General features: G+C 42.3%; 14 protein-coding genes and 1 pseudogene. 13 read left to right on the forward strand and 2 right to left on the reverse strand.

Annotated elements, in window-relative coordinates:
- Positions 1–15: 15 nt before the first annotated feature.
- The 13 genes from asnB to HQK88_10990 all read left to right on the forward strand — a co-directional run bounded on the left by asnB (position 16) and on the right by HQK88_10990 (position 16,246).
- Positions 16–1,902: an asparagine synthase (glutamine-hydrolyzing) gene (gene asnB, locus HQK88_10930; protein MBF0617314.1), complete on the forward strand. Its 1,887-nt coding sequence runs from the start codon at positions 16–18 to the stop codon at positions 1,900–1,902.
- Positions 1,899–2,612 (forward strand): aspartate/glutamate racemase family protein, encoded by a 714-nt coding sequence (locus tag HQK88_10935; GenBank protein MBF0617315.1) that lies wholly within the window; start codon positions 1,899–1,901, stop codon positions 2,610–2,612. Before asnB ends, HQK88_10935 begins: the two co-directional genes overlap by 4 nt.
- Entirely contained in the window at positions 2,599–9,000 is a 6,402-nt protein-coding gene (locus HQK88_10940) for an amino acid adenylation domain-containing protein (GenBank protein MBF0617316.1), read from the forward strand. Before HQK88_10935 ends, HQK88_10940 begins: the two co-directional genes overlap by 14 nt.
- 11 nt (positions 9,001–9,011) lie before the next feature.
- A complete protein-coding gene (locus tag HQK88_10945) occupies positions 9,012–9,998 on the forward strand; it encodes a ParA family protein (GenBank protein MBF0617317.1) in 987 nt (328 codons plus the stop codon).
- Positions 9,995–10,573 (forward strand): DUF697 domain-containing protein, encoded by a 579-nt coding sequence (locus HQK88_10950; protein MBF0617318.1) that lies wholly within the window; start codon positions 9,995–9,997, stop codon positions 10,571–10,573. Before HQK88_10945 ends, HQK88_10950 begins: the two co-directional genes overlap by 4 nt.
- A gap of 39 nt (positions 10,574–10,612) precedes the next feature.
- Entirely contained in the window at positions 10,613–11,740 is a 1,128-nt protein-coding gene (locus tag HQK88_10955; GenBank protein MBF0617319.1) for a hypothetical protein, read from the forward strand.
- Positions 11,737–12,732: a radical SAM protein gene (locus HQK88_10960; GenBank protein MBF0617320.1), complete on the forward strand. Its 996-nt coding sequence runs from the start codon at positions 11,737–11,739 to the stop codon at positions 12,730–12,732. The genes HQK88_10955 and HQK88_10960 overlap by 4 nt, the downstream gene beginning before the upstream one ends.
- Positions 12,729–13,418, forward strand: a complete 690-nt coding sequence (locus HQK88_10965) for a hypothetical protein (GenBank protein MBF0617321.1) — start codon at positions 12,729–12,731, stop codon at positions 13,416–13,418. Before HQK88_10960 ends, HQK88_10965 begins: the two co-directional genes overlap by 4 nt.
- A 4-nt stretch (positions 13,419–13,422) precedes the next feature.
- Positions 13,423–14,571 (forward strand): protein kinase, encoded by a 1,149-nt coding sequence (locus tag HQK88_10970; GenBank protein MBF0617322.1) that lies wholly within the window; start codon positions 13,423–13,425, stop codon positions 14,569–14,571.
- A 103-nt stretch (positions 14,572–14,674) separates the two neighbouring features.
- Complete coding sequence (locus tag HQK88_10975) at positions 14,675–14,896, forward strand: DUF433 domain-containing protein (protein ID MBF0617323.1); 222 nt, start codon at positions 14,675–14,677, stop codon at positions 14,894–14,896.
- 38 nt (positions 14,897–14,934) lie between these two features.
- Complete coding sequence (locus HQK88_10980) at positions 14,935–15,063, forward strand: DUF5615 family PIN-like protein (GenBank protein MBF0617324.1); 129 nt, start codon at positions 14,935–14,937, stop codon at positions 15,061–15,063.
- A gap of 431 nt (positions 15,064–15,494) precedes the next feature.
- Positions 15,495–16,013, forward strand: coding sequence for a Fe-S cluster protein (locus tag HQK88_10985; protein ID MBF0617325.1), 519 nt, complete (start codon positions 15,495–15,497; stop codon positions 16,011–16,013).
- A gap of 17 nt (positions 16,014–16,030) precedes the next feature.
- A complete protein-coding gene (locus tag HQK88_10990; protein ID MBF0617326.1) occupies positions 16,031–16,246 on the forward strand; it encodes a type II toxin-antitoxin system HicB family antitoxin in 216 nt (71 codons plus the stop codon).
- Here the strand turns inward: HQK88_10990 and HQK88_10995 are convergent.
- Both HQK88_10995 and HQK88_11000 read right to left on the reverse strand, forming a co-directional pair.
- A pseudogene (locus tag HQK88_10995) lies at positions 16,230–16,592 on the reverse strand (PIN domain-containing protein). The gene HQK88_10990 and the pseudogene HQK88_10995 sit on opposite strands and share 17 nt — an antisense overlap.
- A gap of 9 nt (positions 16,593–16,601) precedes the next feature.
- Positions 16,602–16,841, reverse strand: coding sequence for a hypothetical protein (locus HQK88_11000; GenBank protein ID MBF0617327.1), 240 nt, complete (start codon positions 16,839–16,841; stop codon positions 16,602–16,604).
- Between the last annotated feature and the right edge of the window lie 72 nt (positions 16,842–16,913).

The following is a 16,913-nucleotide window of genomic DNA, read 5'->3' on the forward strand; positions in this document are numbered from 1 at the left end:
GCAAGCGTTTTAATCATGTGCGGAATCGCAGGAATATTTACTGTGCACTCAGAAAGGCTGATAAATGAGGATATCTTGTTAAAAATGGGTAACGCTCTTATCCACAGGGGGCCTGATGACACCGGGTACTACCGGCAAAAACACCTTGCCCTGGTGTTTAAGCGCCTTTCCATTGTGGATCTGACAACAGGTAATCAGCCCATGTATAACGAGGATAGAACTATCGTATCGGTCTGTAATGGTGAGATATTCAACTTTTTAGAGCTTAAAGAAGAACTCATACAGAGAGGGCATATATTTTACACCCACTGCGACGTGGAGGTACTGGTTCATCTGTATGAGGAGCACGGAGATTTTTTTGTCGAAAAACTAAATGGACAGTTTTCATTTGCTATTTATGATATAAAACGGAAACGGCTACTGCTTGCCAGAGATCAGGCAGGGATAACTCCTCTTTTTTATACCATGGCAGAGGGCACTTTCGTTTTTGCCTCTGAGATAAAGTCAATACTGTGCCACCATCAAATAAAAAAAGAGGTTGACCTGCGCGGACTTGATCAGGTGTTGTCGTTTCCTGGGCTGGTTAGCCCAACCACGATGTTTAAGGGAATTTTTAGCCTGAAACCCGGCCACACACTTACCGCCTCAATTGATGAGGGTACAATACGTTTAAATGTAAAAGAATATTGGGATTTAATATACCCTGAGGAGCGGCAGGCAGATTACCAAATGGATGAGTCCTATTATGTGGAAAGATTAGATGAGATTTTCAGGCAATCCGTAAACTACAGACTCATGGCTGACGTACCGGTAGGATTTTACCTTAGCGGAGGGCTTGACTCATCCCTGATAGGCGCTGTGATAAAGTCGCTCAGTCCGGCTGAGAAAAGGCACTCCTTTTCAATAGCCTTTAACGACAGCTCCATAGATGAGAGTGTGTTCCAGAGGCTAATGGCAGACTCTACGGGGTCAATACATTCGGAGGTGGTTTTTGACTGGCCGGATATAAGCACACGGTTTAAGGATATGATTTACCATGCCGAGTGTCCGGTAAAAGAATCATACAATACGTGCTCGATGGCACTTTCAAAACTAGTAAGAGAAAACGGCCTTAAAGTGATACTAACCGGTGAGGGTTCAGATGAGCTGTTTGCAGGGTATGTGGGGTATCGGTTTGACGCACAGCGGGCAGCCGCTCCTGACAGCGGCTATGGCGATACAGAAAAAATGCTTGAGGACGAACAGAGGGAGATACTCTGGGGCGACAGAGATTTCTTCTATGAAAAGAATCACTACTCATTCAGAGAAACAAAACTTGCCCTGTACTCTGAAGCTCTGCGTGAGGGATTTGACGGCTTTGATTGCGTCTGTGACAGCCTTGTGGATAAGTCAAAGCTCATAAACAGACATGTTGTGCACAAACGCTCCTATCTGGATTTTAAACTACGGTTGTCTGACCATCTGGTTGGGGACCACGGCGACCGCATGGCTTATGCAAACTCGGTAGAGGCACGCTATCCGTTTTTGGATGTAAACCTTATGGATTTTGCTAAGACTGTGCCTCCTGATTTAAAGCTGCGCGGGTTTACCGAAAAGTATATAGTTAAGAAAGTTTCCGAAAAATACCTTCCCGAAAGAATCATAAATCGTGAGAAATTTGGTTTTGTAGCCCCGGGAAGTCCTTTTCTGTTAAAACAGGATATTGAATGGTTAAGCGATACGCTCTCTTATTCAGAAATTAAAAAACAAGGGTATTTTGATCCCAACACAGTGGAAAGATTAAAGAAGATTTACAAAACAGATGGCTTTACGCTAAATCTGCCCTTTGACAGTGATCTTCTTATGACAGTAATCAGTTTTGGCGTTTTCATGGACGTCTTTGATATGCCGCACTTAGGATGAAAAAGAAAATTCTCGGAATATTAGGCGGAATGGGGCCTCTAGCGTCGGCAGAGTTTCTTCTGTCAATTTATGAAAACCACGGCTCTCTAACTGTGGAACAGGAAAATCCCGACGTCGTATTATACTCCTTAGCCTCTACAGCAGACAGAACGGCTGCGATACTGGGTAATAACGACGACAATCTCTATAGCATACTGAAAGACAATCTGATAAGATTAAAGAGGCAGGGGGTGCACAGGATTATTATATGCTGCTTTACGTCCCATCACTTTTTACCCCGCCTCCCAGTGGAATTGACACAGAGTATCGTTTCCATAGTTGATGTGGCACTTAAGGAGATAAAAAAACTAAAGCGTCCTGTACTTTTGCTTGCTTCACGCGGGTGTTATGAAAAACAGGTGTTTCAGGCATCAAAACTCTTTAGCGATGTCTCAGAGTATATTATAATTCCTGATGAGCATGACAGAGCAATTGTGCATGATATTATTTATACCAACCTAAAGGTAAATCCCAATAAGAGCCTGGCTTATGAAAAGGTCAGAGCGCTTTTGGTAAAATACAACACTGACACTTTTATAGCAGGTTGCACGGAGTTTCATATGCTAGTCAGATACATGCTGTCAAACCGTATGAACGGTGTGGTTTCTTTTGTAGATCCGCTCCATATAATAGCAGAGAACCTGGAGGCTTTTTTAGATGAAAGTTGTTGACAAAAAAATACTGCACAGGGTTTTAGAGCAGACCGCCGCACTATATCCCGAAAAAACCGCCATAGAGGACGAAAGTGTATCCGTTTCGTATAAAACATTAAACGAAAGGGCAGATGAGGCGGCAGATGTATTGCTTAACGCAGGACTTGCTAAAGAAGGCATTGTTGCAACCTTTATTGAAAGCAGTGCCGCGTATGTAACCTCTATAATTGCAGTTATGAAAGCTGGCGGAGTATTTATGCCAATAGGGCTTGATACTCCATTAAACCGTATAAATTATATGCTTAATAAAACAGCTCCATCCATTGTCGTAACCACCTCTGCAGAGCTGGAAAGAGTCAGAGCCATAGTTAGCGGTAAAAACGGTAGCAGTGAACCCGCCATACTTGTAATAGATGAAAACCTGAAACTTCAGACTGAAAACGGCGCTCCGGGGCAACGGCAGGCAGGCATAGAACATAACCCTGACGACGGCCTCTATATAATGTTTACCTCTGGCTCAACCGGAGAGCCAAAAGCAATTCTTGGCTGCAAAAAAAGCCTGAGCCACTTCATACACTGGGAGGCGGGGGAGTTTGCCCTTGATTCATCGGTCAGGGTAAGCCAGATGGCTCCGGTTACTTTTGATGCAAGCCTGAGAGACATATTTGTGCCTCTTTTAACCGGAGGAACTCTTTGTATTCCACAGATTGAGACAAAAACAGATATGCGCAAACTTCTCTTGTGGCTGAAAAATAGTGCCATAACCGTGCTCCACTGCGTGCCGTCTCTTTTCAGGGCTATTACAAAGGAGCTGCAATATAATGATAACGGCTCAACACCGCTTCCCTCCCTGCGATACATTCTTATGGCAGGTGAGCCGCTTTATGAAAGAGATGTAAAAAGATGGATAGACGTTGCTGGACTAAGTACACAGCTTGTAAATCTTTACGGAGCAAGTGAGACCACTCTGATTAAAACATTTCACAGAATAACTGAGAAACCTCAGGGCAGCAACGCTATTATTCCGGTAGGAAAGCCAATTTCAAACACGGCAGTATTGATTATCAAAGGAAACCGCCTTTGTAATATCGGGGAAATTGGAGATATTTACATTAAAACCCCGTTTGCTACAAAAGGCTACTATGAGGAGCCGGAACTAACGGCAAAGAGTTTTGTGCTAAACCCATTAACAGGCCAAAGCGGTGATATTGTATATAAAACCGGAGATCTTGGCAGATACCTGCCCGATATGGCAGTAGAATTCATTGGCCGCATGGACACGCAGGTAAAGGTAAACGGTATCCGAATAGAGCTGGCTGAAATTGAAAAGGCATTGCTTGGGTTTAGTGCAATAGATGAGACTGTTGTTATTGCTATTAAAGACAATGAAAACGAAAATACATTGGTCTGTTACTATACTGAAAAAACCGCCGCTACAACCGGTGAGATTGTGAGCTTCCTTGAGTTGACCATTCCACATTACATGATACCGGCGTTTTATGTTAGACTTGACACATTTCCGCTAAATATAAACGGTAAAATAGACAAAAAATCTTTGCCAAAACCCGATGAACTCCTTTATGAAAAGACTGAATGTACGCCACCTGCCACCGAACTTGAAACCTCAATTGAAAGAATATGGGCGGAGGTACTTCAGTTAAAAAGGGTAAGCGTTACAGCTCCTTTTTTTGAGACAGGAGGGCAATCGATTAAGGCAACACGAATTGTTTCACGGCTCTACAGAGACCTCAGTGTGGAGGTTAGCCTTAAAGATTTCTTTGAAAATGACACGATAAGGAAACTGGCTGCTTTCATTTGCACTGCAAAAAAGGTGCAAATGGCAGATATTGAACCGGTTGCCGAAAGTGAGCTTTATGAGGTGTCAAACGCTCAGCGCCGCCTCTGGATACTTAATAAACTTAAGCCCGAAACAGCAGCCTACAATATGCCCGGAGCTTACCTGTTAAGAGGAAAGCTTAATATCGATGCTCTTAAAAGCGCATTTTATACCCTCATTGAAAGACACGAGTCTTTAAGAACCACGTTTGTTGAAATAGACTCGGTTCCGATGCAAAAGATTAATACCGATGTGCATCAGGTGATTGAGGAAATTGACTTAACTGATAAAATTGACAACGAAGCCATTGCAAGAGAAGTAGCAAGACAAGAGGCAGAGACTCCTTTTAGTCTGTCTGAGGGGCCGCTTATAAGAGCTAAGCTCATAAAGCTTGCAGATGAAACTTACGTGTTTATAATAAACATGCACCATATAATAAGCGATGCTCTCTCTATGCAGGTGCTTACAAAGGAGACAGGAGCACTTTATAACGCCTGTCTGAAGGGTGAGAAAAACCCGCTTGCGCCTTTAAGAATTCAGTACAAAGACTATACTGCATGGCAAAACGCCCGGCAACGCAGTGCGGCAATGGAACAAAGTAAACTCTACTGGCATAAACAACTTGGCGGTGAGATTACTCCCCTGACACTCCCTGCCGACAATCCACGCCCGCCGGTTAAAACCTTTAACGGCGATACAGTTGCCATTGTTTTTGATAAGGAATTAGTGTTAAAGCTAACAGCTTTTACAAAGGACGCAGGAGCTTCACTTTTTATGTTGCTTCTTTCCATACTTAAAATTATGTTTTTCCGCTATACCACTCAAAACGATATAATTGTCGGCACAGCGGTAGCAAACAGAAACCTTGAAGAGCTGGAACATCAGATTGGTTTCTTTATTAACACACTGGCTCTCAGAGACAACATATATGCTTATGACACGTTTTCCTCAGTGCTTGCCAAAGTTAAGCGGACAAACGAGGAGGCGTTAGAGCACCAGTCATACCCGTTTGACACACTTGTTGATGAGCTGTCTTTAAACCGCGACGTAAGCCGCCTGCCCATATTTGATGCGGCTATCAGCCTTAACGATGAGTCCGCTACAGATGATAAGCCAATCCGTGGAATTGAAATCACCGTGTTTTTCAATGACTGGAAAACAAGCAAGGTGGATGTTCTTTTTTCTTTTACAAAGTCACAGGAGACACTATCTCTTGAGATAAATTACAACACAGACCTTTTTAACAAAAATACTATAGTGGCAATGGTGTCACACTTTCAAGTGCTTGCAAAGGAGGCTATCCAAAAGCCTCATGTTAAAATCAGCTCACTTGAGATTATGGCGGAAAAGGAAAAACACGCCGTGGTGTTTAAATTTAATGACAATGCCGCCGATTTTCCGTCTGAGACGGCAATCCCTGAACTTTTTAGAACTGTGGCTATGAAAACTCCACGTAACATTGCGGTGTCTTGTGAGGGCAGGCACATCACGTATGAGGAGCTTAACTCACTTGCCGGCAGTCTGAGTGCTTATCTTGTAAACTCATGCGGCGTGCAGCCATCCGATGTGGTTGGGGTTATGATGAAACGCTCAGACAAAGCGATTGCTACCCTCATTGGAATTATGCGCTCCGGTGCCGTTTATATGCCGATAGACACAGAGCTTCCCGATGAAAGAGCCGGTTTTATGCTTAAAAACAGCTCCTGCCGCATTGTGATAGCCGATTCCGGTATAGCATCAAAAGCAGGTATTCACCCTGATATTACAGTAATACCGTTTGAAGCAATTCCTCTGAACAATACGGTTTCCTGTAACATTCCGGCAGATGCAGACTCTGTAGCCTATCTTCTTTACACCTCAGGTTCAACAGGAAAACCTAAAGGGGTCATGGTAAAACACCGTGGATTTATAAATATGGCACTTGATCAAATAAAAACATTTGCAATTAATGACACCGATAAGATGCTGCAGTTTGCCTCTCTTTCTTTTGACGCCTCACTGTATGAGACATTTCTTGCCCTATTTGCAGGTGCCTCAGTTGTAATTGCTAGTAAGGAGACCATAGCCGATACCAAAAGTTTTATAGATTTCATAGAGACAGAGGCGGTTACAGTGGTAACTCTACCTCCGGTGTATCTGAGCACGCTTAACAAACACCCGCTGCCCTCAGTGCGGACAATTATAACGGCAGGAGAACCGGCAGTCGTTAAGGAAGCGCTCTTTTACGCTCAAACTAAAAAATATATAAACGCATACGGCCCCACTGAGGCATCAGTCTGTATTGCTTGCCATGTTGTTGACCCGCACAGGGAATACAGTGGCACTATCCCTATTGGGAAACCACTTTCAAACCTCTCAGTCTTTGTGCTTGATGAGTCACTAAATCCTGTACCAATTGGAATAAAGGGGCAGATATGTGTAAGCGGAGTGGGGCTGGCATCCGGGTATATAAATGAACCTGAAATGACCTCTGCCGCCTTTGTTCCGCATTTAATTGATACTAAGCAGCGACTTTATTTAACCGGAGACATGGGAAAATGGCTCCCTGACGGAAGCCTTGAGTTTTACGGCAGGAAGGACAGCCAATTAAAGATACGAGGGTTTAGAATAGAGCCCGGCGAGGTGGAACATGTACTTAAAGAAGTACCAAATATAGAGAAAGTTTATGTTACTGCCATAAGTTATGACGGTAAGCCAAAGGAGCTTGCAGCATATTTTACAACCGTTTCAAACACATCTGCGGTTGACACTTATCAACTGAGGACAGCAATAGCTGCTAAACTTCCGGCATATATGATACCAGCACACTTTATACACATAGAGGCCTTTACTCTTAATGTGAGCGGAAAAATTGACCAAAGCGCTCTGCCTATGCCTGATGAGGCATATCTGCATGACGGTAAAGCTGAGGATAAAACAAAACCCTCTGACCACATACAGCTTCTGCTTATGGAGGCTTTCACTTCTATACTTGGTAAAAAACACATCGGCATACATGATAATTTCTTTGCAGTTGGTGGTGATTCAATAAAAGCCATACAGTTAGCGTCAAAACTTGCCACAGATGGCCTTAGTATCGGGATAAGCCATATTTATCAGCACCCCACAGTTTTCCAATTGGCACCCTTTGCGGGAAAAAAGAGTTTTAGCATAAAACATGAAGAGCTTACAGGCGCTGTTGTTCCGCTTACGCCTGTTCAATCGTGGTTTTTTGAAAAACACCCTAACACAGCTCATCACTTTAATCAGTCTGTTATGCTCAGATGCGCAGAGCGGTTGGATAGCAGCATCATGCAGAGGGTTCTTACTGAAATAATAGAGCATCACGATACACTTAGAATGAGCTTTAACCGGTCAAACGGCAAAGTGGTTCAGCAATATGAAAAGGCGATTGAGTTTCCCTTTTTGGAGGTAAATGATTTCAGAGGAATTGCGGGAGCAATGTCAGAGGTCAGTGCTCATGCAGGAGAGCTTAGTGCTGGTTTTTCACTTGAAAACGCTCCTCTTGTTATAGCAGCCATCTACAAACTTGATGAATGTGATATGCTGTTTATAACAGCTCATCACCTTGTGGTGGATATGGTTTCGTGGCGCATTCTTTTAGAAGACATTTCTGAGGCTTACGGAGAGGCGATAAAGGGAGGAGTTTTTAAATTTCCTCAAAAGACAGATTCGTTTAAAACGTGGGCAGACTACCTTGTTTCATACGCAGAAAGTACCGAACTTCTTAATGAAATACCGTACTGGAGTAGTTTAGATGATACTGGTTTGTGTGAGCTTCCGGTGGATTTCAAAAACCGGGAAAACGGCACACTTTCAGATATTAAACGCACCGGTTTCTCCCTTAATGAAGCCTATACCGATTTGCTGTTAACCCAGGCAGGGGCCGCATATAACACGGATGTCCCCGATTTGCTCCTTACAGCCCTTTTAAGAGCGCTTAAACTATGGTGCGGCATAGAACTTGCTGCTATTGACATGGAGTGGCACGGCAGAGGGTGGATTACTGAGGAGATTGATGTATCCCGTACAGTGGGGTGGTTTACCGCTTTGTACCCTGTAATTGTTACCCTTCCTCAGACGGATAATTTAGGAGCACAGGTTAAGCATGTGAAAGAGGCGCTCCGCAAAACTCCACAGAAGGGCATGGGATATGGTATTGTTAAATACATGATGCCGCAGGATTTGAAAAAACCGGTGACATTTAACTTAAAACCGAGAAAGATTTGTTTTAATTACCTGGGGCAATTTGAGGAACAATCCTCCAACAGTCTGTTTAGAGTGGAAAGCGGCTTTAAGGCAACCGATGTAAGCGCTGATACCGTGTGTCTATACAATATGGATGTTAACTCTTACATTTCAGATGGAAAGCTTGATGTGGCAATCTCAATGGACGGCAGCCGTTTTAAACACGAAACGGTTGAGTATGTGAAAGAGTGTTATGAGAAATCCCTGAAAGAGCTAATTGACCACTGTGCAGGTGTAAAGGCGTCAGAGCTTACACCAGATGACATAGACTATGACGGACTTAGCATAGAGGATCTGGACAGGGTATTGGATAACCTTTAGGAGTTATGAGGATGCAGCAAGATAAAATATCTGGTATAAAGTATCTACTGACTGTGGGAGAACTATCAAATTTTACCGGAGACAGTGAAGATGCGGTAAAAGCCTTTTTTCAGCCACAGGAGCTCATAGAGCGCGGAGGCAGAAAGAGCGGTATTGTTCCGGCTGCCGTTAAGCGCTACTTAAGCCAAAGAGGCGTGGATTACTCTTTCAAAGTGGTGTCTCACATAAATCTGCGAGGCGGCATTGGTAAAACAACTGCCACTGTGACTTGTGCAACACGGGCTCTGCAGTACGGTTTTAAGGTATGTATAGTTGATCTTGACCCTCAGGGGTCGTCCTCGCTGCTATTTGAGAAAATCCCAAACGATGGGGAACCTATTTTTTATGATATATGGAAAAACCCTGATAAAATGGTTAAACATGCAATTAAAGATATAGAGGGCACTTTTTCAATAATTCCGTCCTCATTGGAAAACGCTCTGCTGGACTTGAGTCTGTCTAACCCCGCAGCACAGAAAAACGCCGTCAAAGACGTATGCAAACAGTTGCGTCTGGACGGGTATGACCTTATTTTGATTGACTCACCGCCTTCTTTGGGTGTAGCAGTTATCTCTGCCATCTGTGCCTCAGATATCGTTGTGATTCCAATGTGCGAGGATGTTTTTTCACTTAAGGGGCTTGAGCTAACTCTCAATGAGATAAAGTCCATATGCAGCACTTTTAATCTCACAAGCCCTCAAATAAGAATTCTCTATTCAAAATACGACAGAAGAGTAAAAATCACTATGGATGTTTTCAATTATCTGTCAGAACGCTATAACAAAGAATTAATTACGGTGCCGATAAGGACAAGCACCGATTTTATAAAAGCACTGTCAAAGAGGGAAACCGTCTTTGCAGGGTTTAAAACCAGCACAGCAAGGGAGGACTATGACCAATATGTCAGGCAGTTGCTTGGTATAAAAATTCAGTCTAAAAACATGGAGAGTGGGAGATGACCGAAAAAGAAGAGGAACAATCCCCAAAGGAACAAATCAGGGTGTCAAGGGCAAGGAAAAGACATTATCAATCATCAATGGAGGAAATCACAATGCCAGAAGTAACAATGGAAAATGAAGCAGTTGTCAACGAAAACATTACCCCTAAGAGCGAGGATGCCTGTCCTACACTGATGCAGGCAAAAAAAATTGTAAGAGATCATTCAATATTTTCAGCCGTACCTTCTCTGGTGCCGATTCCGCTGCTTGATTCCGCAGCGGCTATGGTAGTACAGTTGCGGATGTTGAAAAAACTGGGCGATTTATACGGAGTAGCGTTTTCTAAACAAAAGGTAAAGACAATAATTGCCTCACTCGTTGGCGGAATTGGCACAGGGGCAGCAGCAGGGTCTCTGGTAAAGACGGTGCCGGTTGTGGGAATGGCGGTAGGAGTTATCTCGATGGCTGTATCATTTGGGGCAATAACCTATGCAATAGGCATAGTATTTGTTAACCACTTTGAGACAGGCGGCACATTTTTGGACTTTGACCTTGAGAAGGGGAAAGAGGCAGTTAAAAGCAGTCTTAGCAGCTAAATATCTTTTGTACTTGTACACTGAAAGAGAGGAGTTGTGATGCAAACAACAGAAAAGCTGTTTTATAAAGAACCCTTCATGCGGGAATTTAAGGCAACAGTCGTTGATGTGTCAAAAAATATGCTCGTATTGGACAAAACTCTGTTTTTCCCGCAGGGAGGGTATCAGGAATACGACAACGGAGTACTGGCAAAAGGAGACGCTCTTGCCAGAGTGACCACTGTTTCTGACGAAAACGGAGTGGTGTATCATCAGGTTGACTCACCGGAGCTTTTCGCTGTTGGCGATGAGGTTGAAGGCCGGATAGATTGGGACAGAAGGTGGTATCTGTCAACACTGCACTCCGCTCAGCACGTTATCTCACGAATAGTGTTTAACCTGTATAAAGTATATACCACGCGATCTGACTTTAGCGTTAATGGCGGGATGGTGTCATTTTCAGTGAATTTCAGCAACGACTGGTTAGAGCCTGTTGAGGGAGAGCTTATGAAGATAGCTGAAAAAGCGCTCCCTGTGGAAAGACTCTTTGATGGCGCTAATATCAGCATAAAAATAGCAGATATTGACACAAGCCCTTGCGGAGGTACTCACGTTACCACTACAGCCGACCTCGGCAGCCTCTATCTGCTTGGTACCGATAAGGGTAAGCTTCTCTTTGACGGCGGAGGCCCGGGAACAAAAAGATTAAAAAAGTATGGCAGAGAGCACTTTAGAGTCAGGAAAATGTATAACTTCCCGGATGATGTCCTTAAAACCGTAGAGGATAATATTAATACTCTTAACGAAATGGATACAGCACTTGAAAAGTATAAGAGAGAAGCATTTGCCAACGCATTAAAGGATGAAACGCTGGTAAGGCAAGTCAAAGGTATAAAGGTATCTGTCATCAAAAACAACGAGCTGGATACAAAAATCTTCAAAAAACTGATAAAAATGAAAGATACCGTTTACACCTCAGACCTCTACCTTATATCAATAGACAAGAAGGTCATAGCGTATGCCGCAACTGATGCTGTCAGTGCAATAGACGTCTGTGCCGGGCTTATAAATGAATCTCTTGGCGTCACAGGCGGTGGCAACAGAAAGAAGGTAGATATGATTCTGGAAAGAGGAAATTTTCAGGCAATTGTTGACGGAGTTATATCCAAAATAGAGGGAAGTGTTTGAAAAAAATTCAAAAAAGAATCCTGACCGATGACAAAGTCAGAGTTGACCACGTAAATTACATACATGTGTATATCACAAAACACTGTAACCTTCAGTGTCCACACTGTTTTACAAACTCCTCGCCAGCGGAGAATTTTACAATGCCGCTGGATTTTTGGCTGGATGTTTTTAGGCAGATGAGCGATCTTGAGGTTAAAACCGTCCACATAGAGGGGGGAGAGCCGATTCTTTATCCTGGAATTGAAAAACTGGTTAGCTATATAGCCGGTTCAAGGATAAAGGAGCTTCTTATCGTATCAAACGGCATTGCGGCTACAAAAGAGAAGTTGAAAGAACTAAAACAGGCAGGGCTTAAAAAAATCGCCATATCTTTAGATTCAATAGAAGAGAGTGTTCATAACGAACTCCGGGCGCCGTCTTTTAAATACGCTATGCGTGCGATTGAGGATGCCATAAGCCTTGGTTTTTTCACGAGGGTAAGCTCAGTCATAACGAAAAAAAACATAGGGTTAATTGGTAAATTCCTGGACTACCTGACTGATGTTGGCGTAAGCACGGTGAACCTTGACTGGTTTAATGGGGCAGGGCGAGGGGTTAACCTTAAGGGTGAATATGAGGTAACGTACAAAGACATTGATCTTTTGCCTCCTTTTGAAGCGGCCATTGAGAGTTTTATGAGAGACAGGAGCCGCTCAGGCACTACCATCAGTGTTGACCTTCCGCAGTGGTATGAAAAGCGTGGGACTTTTTTGGTTACCGACCCGGTTCGCACTCATCACCTCAGTTGTGACGGGATTGTAAAACAGCTCTCTGTAGATGAAAAGGGGAGGGTGCTGCCGTGTTTTATATTTTCCGGAGGCCCTGAGGCTCTGGGCAGTCTTACCGAGACCTCACTTGAGGGTATCATCTATGGCAGGAAAGAGCACCTTCCCATACGCTGCCCTATTGGAGTCAGCAAGCATATATTTTATCAGAGTACAAAAGACCTGTGAACAAACTCTATTTGGACATAATAGATACCTGCGAAAAAAGCCCCCACTCCGGCCGCGTAGAGTACAAAGCCCTAAGAACGGTATCATCTATCCTGTTCAATGATTATGCCATTCAACTTGTACTGATTAATCATCTTCTGCCGGAGCTTTTGCAAAAAACACTTGATGAGGATATTGACTCTGATTTCAACTCAAGAGTAATCATCATTCCTCCATCTGAGAGTACTCTTAATGAAGATAACGCATTTTCTCATCTGATTCAAAAATACGTGGAATCAGGTTTTTGTGCCATAGGCATTCACTACTGTTATACAGAGAAAAACTCTGTGCTAACAAAGACATTTGGAACCTTTTATAATGATGAGATACACAGGTTCAAAGACCCTGTGTTTAAGCTTGAACTTGGATTTGCCTCGCTGCTGTCAAAGGAGCGTTACGCTGAGCTGAATAAGTTCCGGCTTGATTATGATGAGCTGACGCTATCCGTATCGCCTAAGTACAAAAAACACGTTGAACCTCTGGTAACAGTTATGGACTTTCCCGTAGTCACAGTAAATGCTTATGGTGAGGGATATGCTTTTTCATTTGGATTTCATTCGTTTGAAGAGCCGGTAATTGTTGAACTATTCACATCCATCCTGCTCTATATTACCAAACAGCACAATGTCACAAGGATGAACACGTAAGCCAATGAAGCAGCAATTACAACAGAAGTTTGACATACGAAAGCTAATAGGCGAGGGGCTTTACAGCAAAGTTTATGAGGCAGCGGAGCTTGACGGAGGCAAACCGTGTGCACTTAAGATTTTCCTTAACGACAAAGCTTTTGTGCAAAATGAGGAGAGTGAGCTTAGATTTTTAAGAGAAATTGATGTAATGAAAGACGTGTCAAACGACTACACTGTAGGCATTTTAGATGACGGCGCCGATACATCACTGTGGTACTCAATGGAGCTTATGGAGGGCTCGATTCGCGATCTGCTGATTACAGATGCTTTGGACAGGGATATTGCCAAATATGCCGTATCCGTGCAGTGCCTTATTTGTGTTGAGTTAATCCACAAGAAAGACATCATACACAGGGATATTAAGCCTGAAAATTTTCTCTTTAAATATGACAGAGAAAGTGGATTGCCCTACATTTATGTATCCGACTTTGGCCACTGCAGGCCGGTCTCGGCGCAATCCACCCTGACTCGTACCGGTATCGGCTCGGAACTCTACGCCTCGCCGGAGTCCATGTACCATGCACGGAATGTAACCGTGCGGTCAGACATTTATTCTTTGGCTAAGGTGATATATGAGATATTTACCGGCATTCCGCACGGTGCGTCGTTTGATGGCGGATTTGACAAAAAATATCCAAACTGGCTCTTTCCCCTGTGCGCTGAGGCATCCAACAGTAACCCAACACTAAGACACGAAAGTGTCTTTGATTTTGCCCTTGATTTTATTTTTTATCTGTTCAACTATATCAGAAACCAACGGGATATTCAAAAAATCATTGATGTTGCTTTACGGGTAACCGGTAATATGTCTCTTACAGACATTTTAGGAGCAAACACTGAAAATGAGCTTAATCTTGTTGACATTCTTGTCACATGTGCTTTTCCATTTATAAAAGACGAAGGGCTTCTTAAGATATACTCAGGCCATATCAGCAGAATATTTCTAAAGATAGACGAAACAACAAAAAAAAGATTTCTTAAGATTTATGCGCAGTCTATAGTAAACGGCAACTTCAGGCATGTGGAAATTGACAGAGAGATTTTTGTCAAAAAAAGCAGAAGGCTTAAAAGTTTTGCCTTTAATGCTTTGGAGAAATTCCTGTTTTTGTAATACGTTGTGTGTCTAAATGAGGAAAGTGCTATAATTAATAGTGAAAACGGCGGGCGGATTAAACATATAACAATAAAGAGTCTGAGGTTGGAGGTAATTGTAGATGTTGGAATTTGATCACATAACATTTGATTCTCAGATTATGTGCGGCAGAGCATGTATAAGGGGAATGAGAATACCCGTTTCAGTCATAGTGGGGCAGATTGCCCACGGCGCTTCGACAGATGAGGTGTTGTCTGACTATCCTGACCTTGAACCGGAGGATATCCGCCAAGCTCTTGAATATGCTGCATGGCTTACACAAGAAAAAGTATATACCGTTTAATGCGATTTCTGGCAGACATGGGTGTCTCATGGAGGGTTGTGCAATGGCTCAAACAGGAGGGTCATGATGCGATACACCTTAGAGACGAGGGACTCCAGCAATTACCAAACGGGAAAATATTTGAAAAGGCTTATTCTGAAAATCGGGTAGTGCTGATTTTGATTTAGATTTTGGCGAGATAATAGCTCTTTCCGCCGGTAATCTTGTAAGTGTAATTATTTTCAGGCTCTATAACACAAGGTCATCTAATGTAATAAAACGTCTGGATAAAGTTTTAAAAGATTCCATGGAAGCCATTGAGAAAGGAGCAATAGTTGTTGTGGATGAGGCAAGACATCGTTTCAGATGCCTGCCTTTTAAAAAATATTAGTAACTAAGAGATGGACAGTTTTGCCAAAAAAAGCAAAACGCATAAAAGTTTTGCTTTTAATGCTTCGGAAAAATTCCTGTTTTTGTGATATGTGCAGAAATAAGTGGGAACGGTCGTTTTTTAAGCGCTCTCTGTAAGGAACGTCTCTGTAATAGGTAGGATAAATGGTAAACTTAAGATTATAAAATGCAGATTATCATATAATAATGTAAATAGAGAGGTATATGAATGTTATTATCCGGCTATGTAAAGGACATATCCCTTCCGTTGTGCAATTCGAATTTTCAATCCGTGCACTGCATTGCTCATCTGAGTGAAGATATTTCCGAAGCAATTCCATATCTTAATGCCGAGCTTGGCGGTTATCAATATACTAAAGAGCCCCCTTCAGTGACATTCAGGATTAACGGCAGGTTAATAACACTGCATTCCAAAAAAATTGCAATCAATGCTTTGGAGAGCGCCGGGCAGGCCGACAAAATTTTAGAATGGCTTAGGGAGCTGATTAACGATGTCTGGGAAAGACGCAATGAAATTGAACCATCATATAAACGTGTGGCCTCTCCAACACTTCTTGATATTTTGAAACTCCTTCCAAAAACAAATTGCAAAAAATGCGGCCAGCCCACGTGCTTAGTGTTTGCTACGCAAATTATGGAAGGCGGCAAAGGGCCTGAACATTGTCCATCTCTTAACGAGACGGAAGATCGAAAAATGAAAGACTATCTTAAGCAATTTAGCTTCTGAATTAAGGAGGTTAACATATGAGTAAATATAAGTTTTCAGTAATAGTTGAAAAAGACAAAGATGGCTATTTTGCTTTTTGTCCTGAACTTCAAGGTTGTTATACGCAAGGTGATAACTACGAGGAAATAAAGGACAATATCAGGGATGCTATTGTCCTTCATATAGAAGACAGAACAGAAAACGATGAAGAAATCCAACAATCAGAATTGATAAGTCTTACCACACTGTTTTAATTAAATTTGACATAGTTATCATCTTATCCTTTGTAATTACTGCAACATCATGTTCCATAACATCTCTAAAGACAAGTCCCGTAGCTACAATAATCGCATCATGTATATCAATGTTTACAGGTATTTTCAATACAACCTCATCATCAAGAGGATAAACAGTACAGTTAGAGTAACTTACGACTTCATTGAGAACCTTGAAGAGATTTATAACTGTCTTATTTTTTGCATACAATAAAATTATTTCATTTAAAACAATAGTTGGTATAATAATTTTGGCATTATCATCCATTAGGGCATTTTTAGCATTTTCAGAAAGTCGAGTATTTTTCTCTAAAAACCATACAGTGCATGAGTATCAACTATGTATGTCATTATAAAACTCGTCTTTAAGTTTAAACTCTACAGCCTTAACATCCTCTTCTGTGGTTTGTACCATGCTTGAAAAAAGTCCATAAGCATCAGCAAATGTTCCCTTTGTTGTAATCGGATGTGAGTGTTTTAGCCTTGCCTCTAAAACACTTATCTGAGCCCTAAGGCTATTTATAAAGATTCGTATCTCAGTGTCTGTATTTGTATTTTCCATAACTTTAACCATTTTTTATCTAATATACCATAAATGTACATTATAGGTCATTTCACATAAGATTTTCAGAAAGAAGTAACACTC

It is taken from the genome of Nitrospirota bacterium (genome assembly GCA_015233895.1).
Taxonomy (GTDB): domain Bacteria; phylum Nitrospirota; class Thermodesulfovibrionia; order Thermodesulfovibrionales; family Magnetobacteriaceae; genus Magnetomonas.

Coding starts and splice junctions, on each gene's coding strand:
- asnB (MBF0617314.1), top strand. CDS start 16: ATGTGCGGAATCGCAGGAATATTTACTGTGCACTCAGAAAGGCTGATA.
- HQK88_10935 (MBF0617315.1), top strand. CDS start 1,899: ATGAAAAAGAAAATTCTCGGAATATTAGGCGGAATGGGGCCTCTAGCG.
- HQK88_10940 (MBF0617316.1), top strand. CDS start 2,599: ATGAAAGTTGTTGACAAAAAAATACTGCACAGGGTTTTAGAGCAGACC.
- HQK88_10945 (MBF0617317.1), top strand. CDS start 9,012: ATGCAGCAAGATAAAATATCTGGTATAAAGTATCTACTGACTGTGGGA.
- HQK88_10950 (MBF0617318.1), top strand. CDS start 9,995: ATGACCGAAAAAGAAGAGGAACAATCCCCAAAGGAACAAATCAGGGTG.
- HQK88_10955 (MBF0617319.1), top strand. CDS start 10,613: ATGCAAACAACAGAAAAGCTGTTTTATAAAGAACCCTTCATGCGGGAA.
- HQK88_10970 (MBF0617322.1), top strand. CDS start 13,423: ATGAAGCAGCAATTACAACAGAAGTTTGACATACGAAAGCTAATAGGC.
- HQK88_10975 (MBF0617323.1), top strand. CDS start 14,675: ATGTTGGAATTTGATCACATAACATTTGATTCTCAGATTATGTGCGGC.
- HQK88_10985 (MBF0617325.1), top strand. CDS start 15,495: ATGTTATTATCCGGCTATGTAAAGGACATATCCCTTCCGTTGTGCAAT.
- HQK88_10990 (MBF0617326.1), top strand. CDS start 16,031: ATGAGTAAATATAAGTTTTCAGTAATAGTTGAAAAAGACAAAGATGGC.
- HQK88_11000 (MBF0617327.1), bottom strand. CDS start 16,841: ATGGTTAAAGTTATGGAAAATACAAATACAGACACTGAGATACGAATC.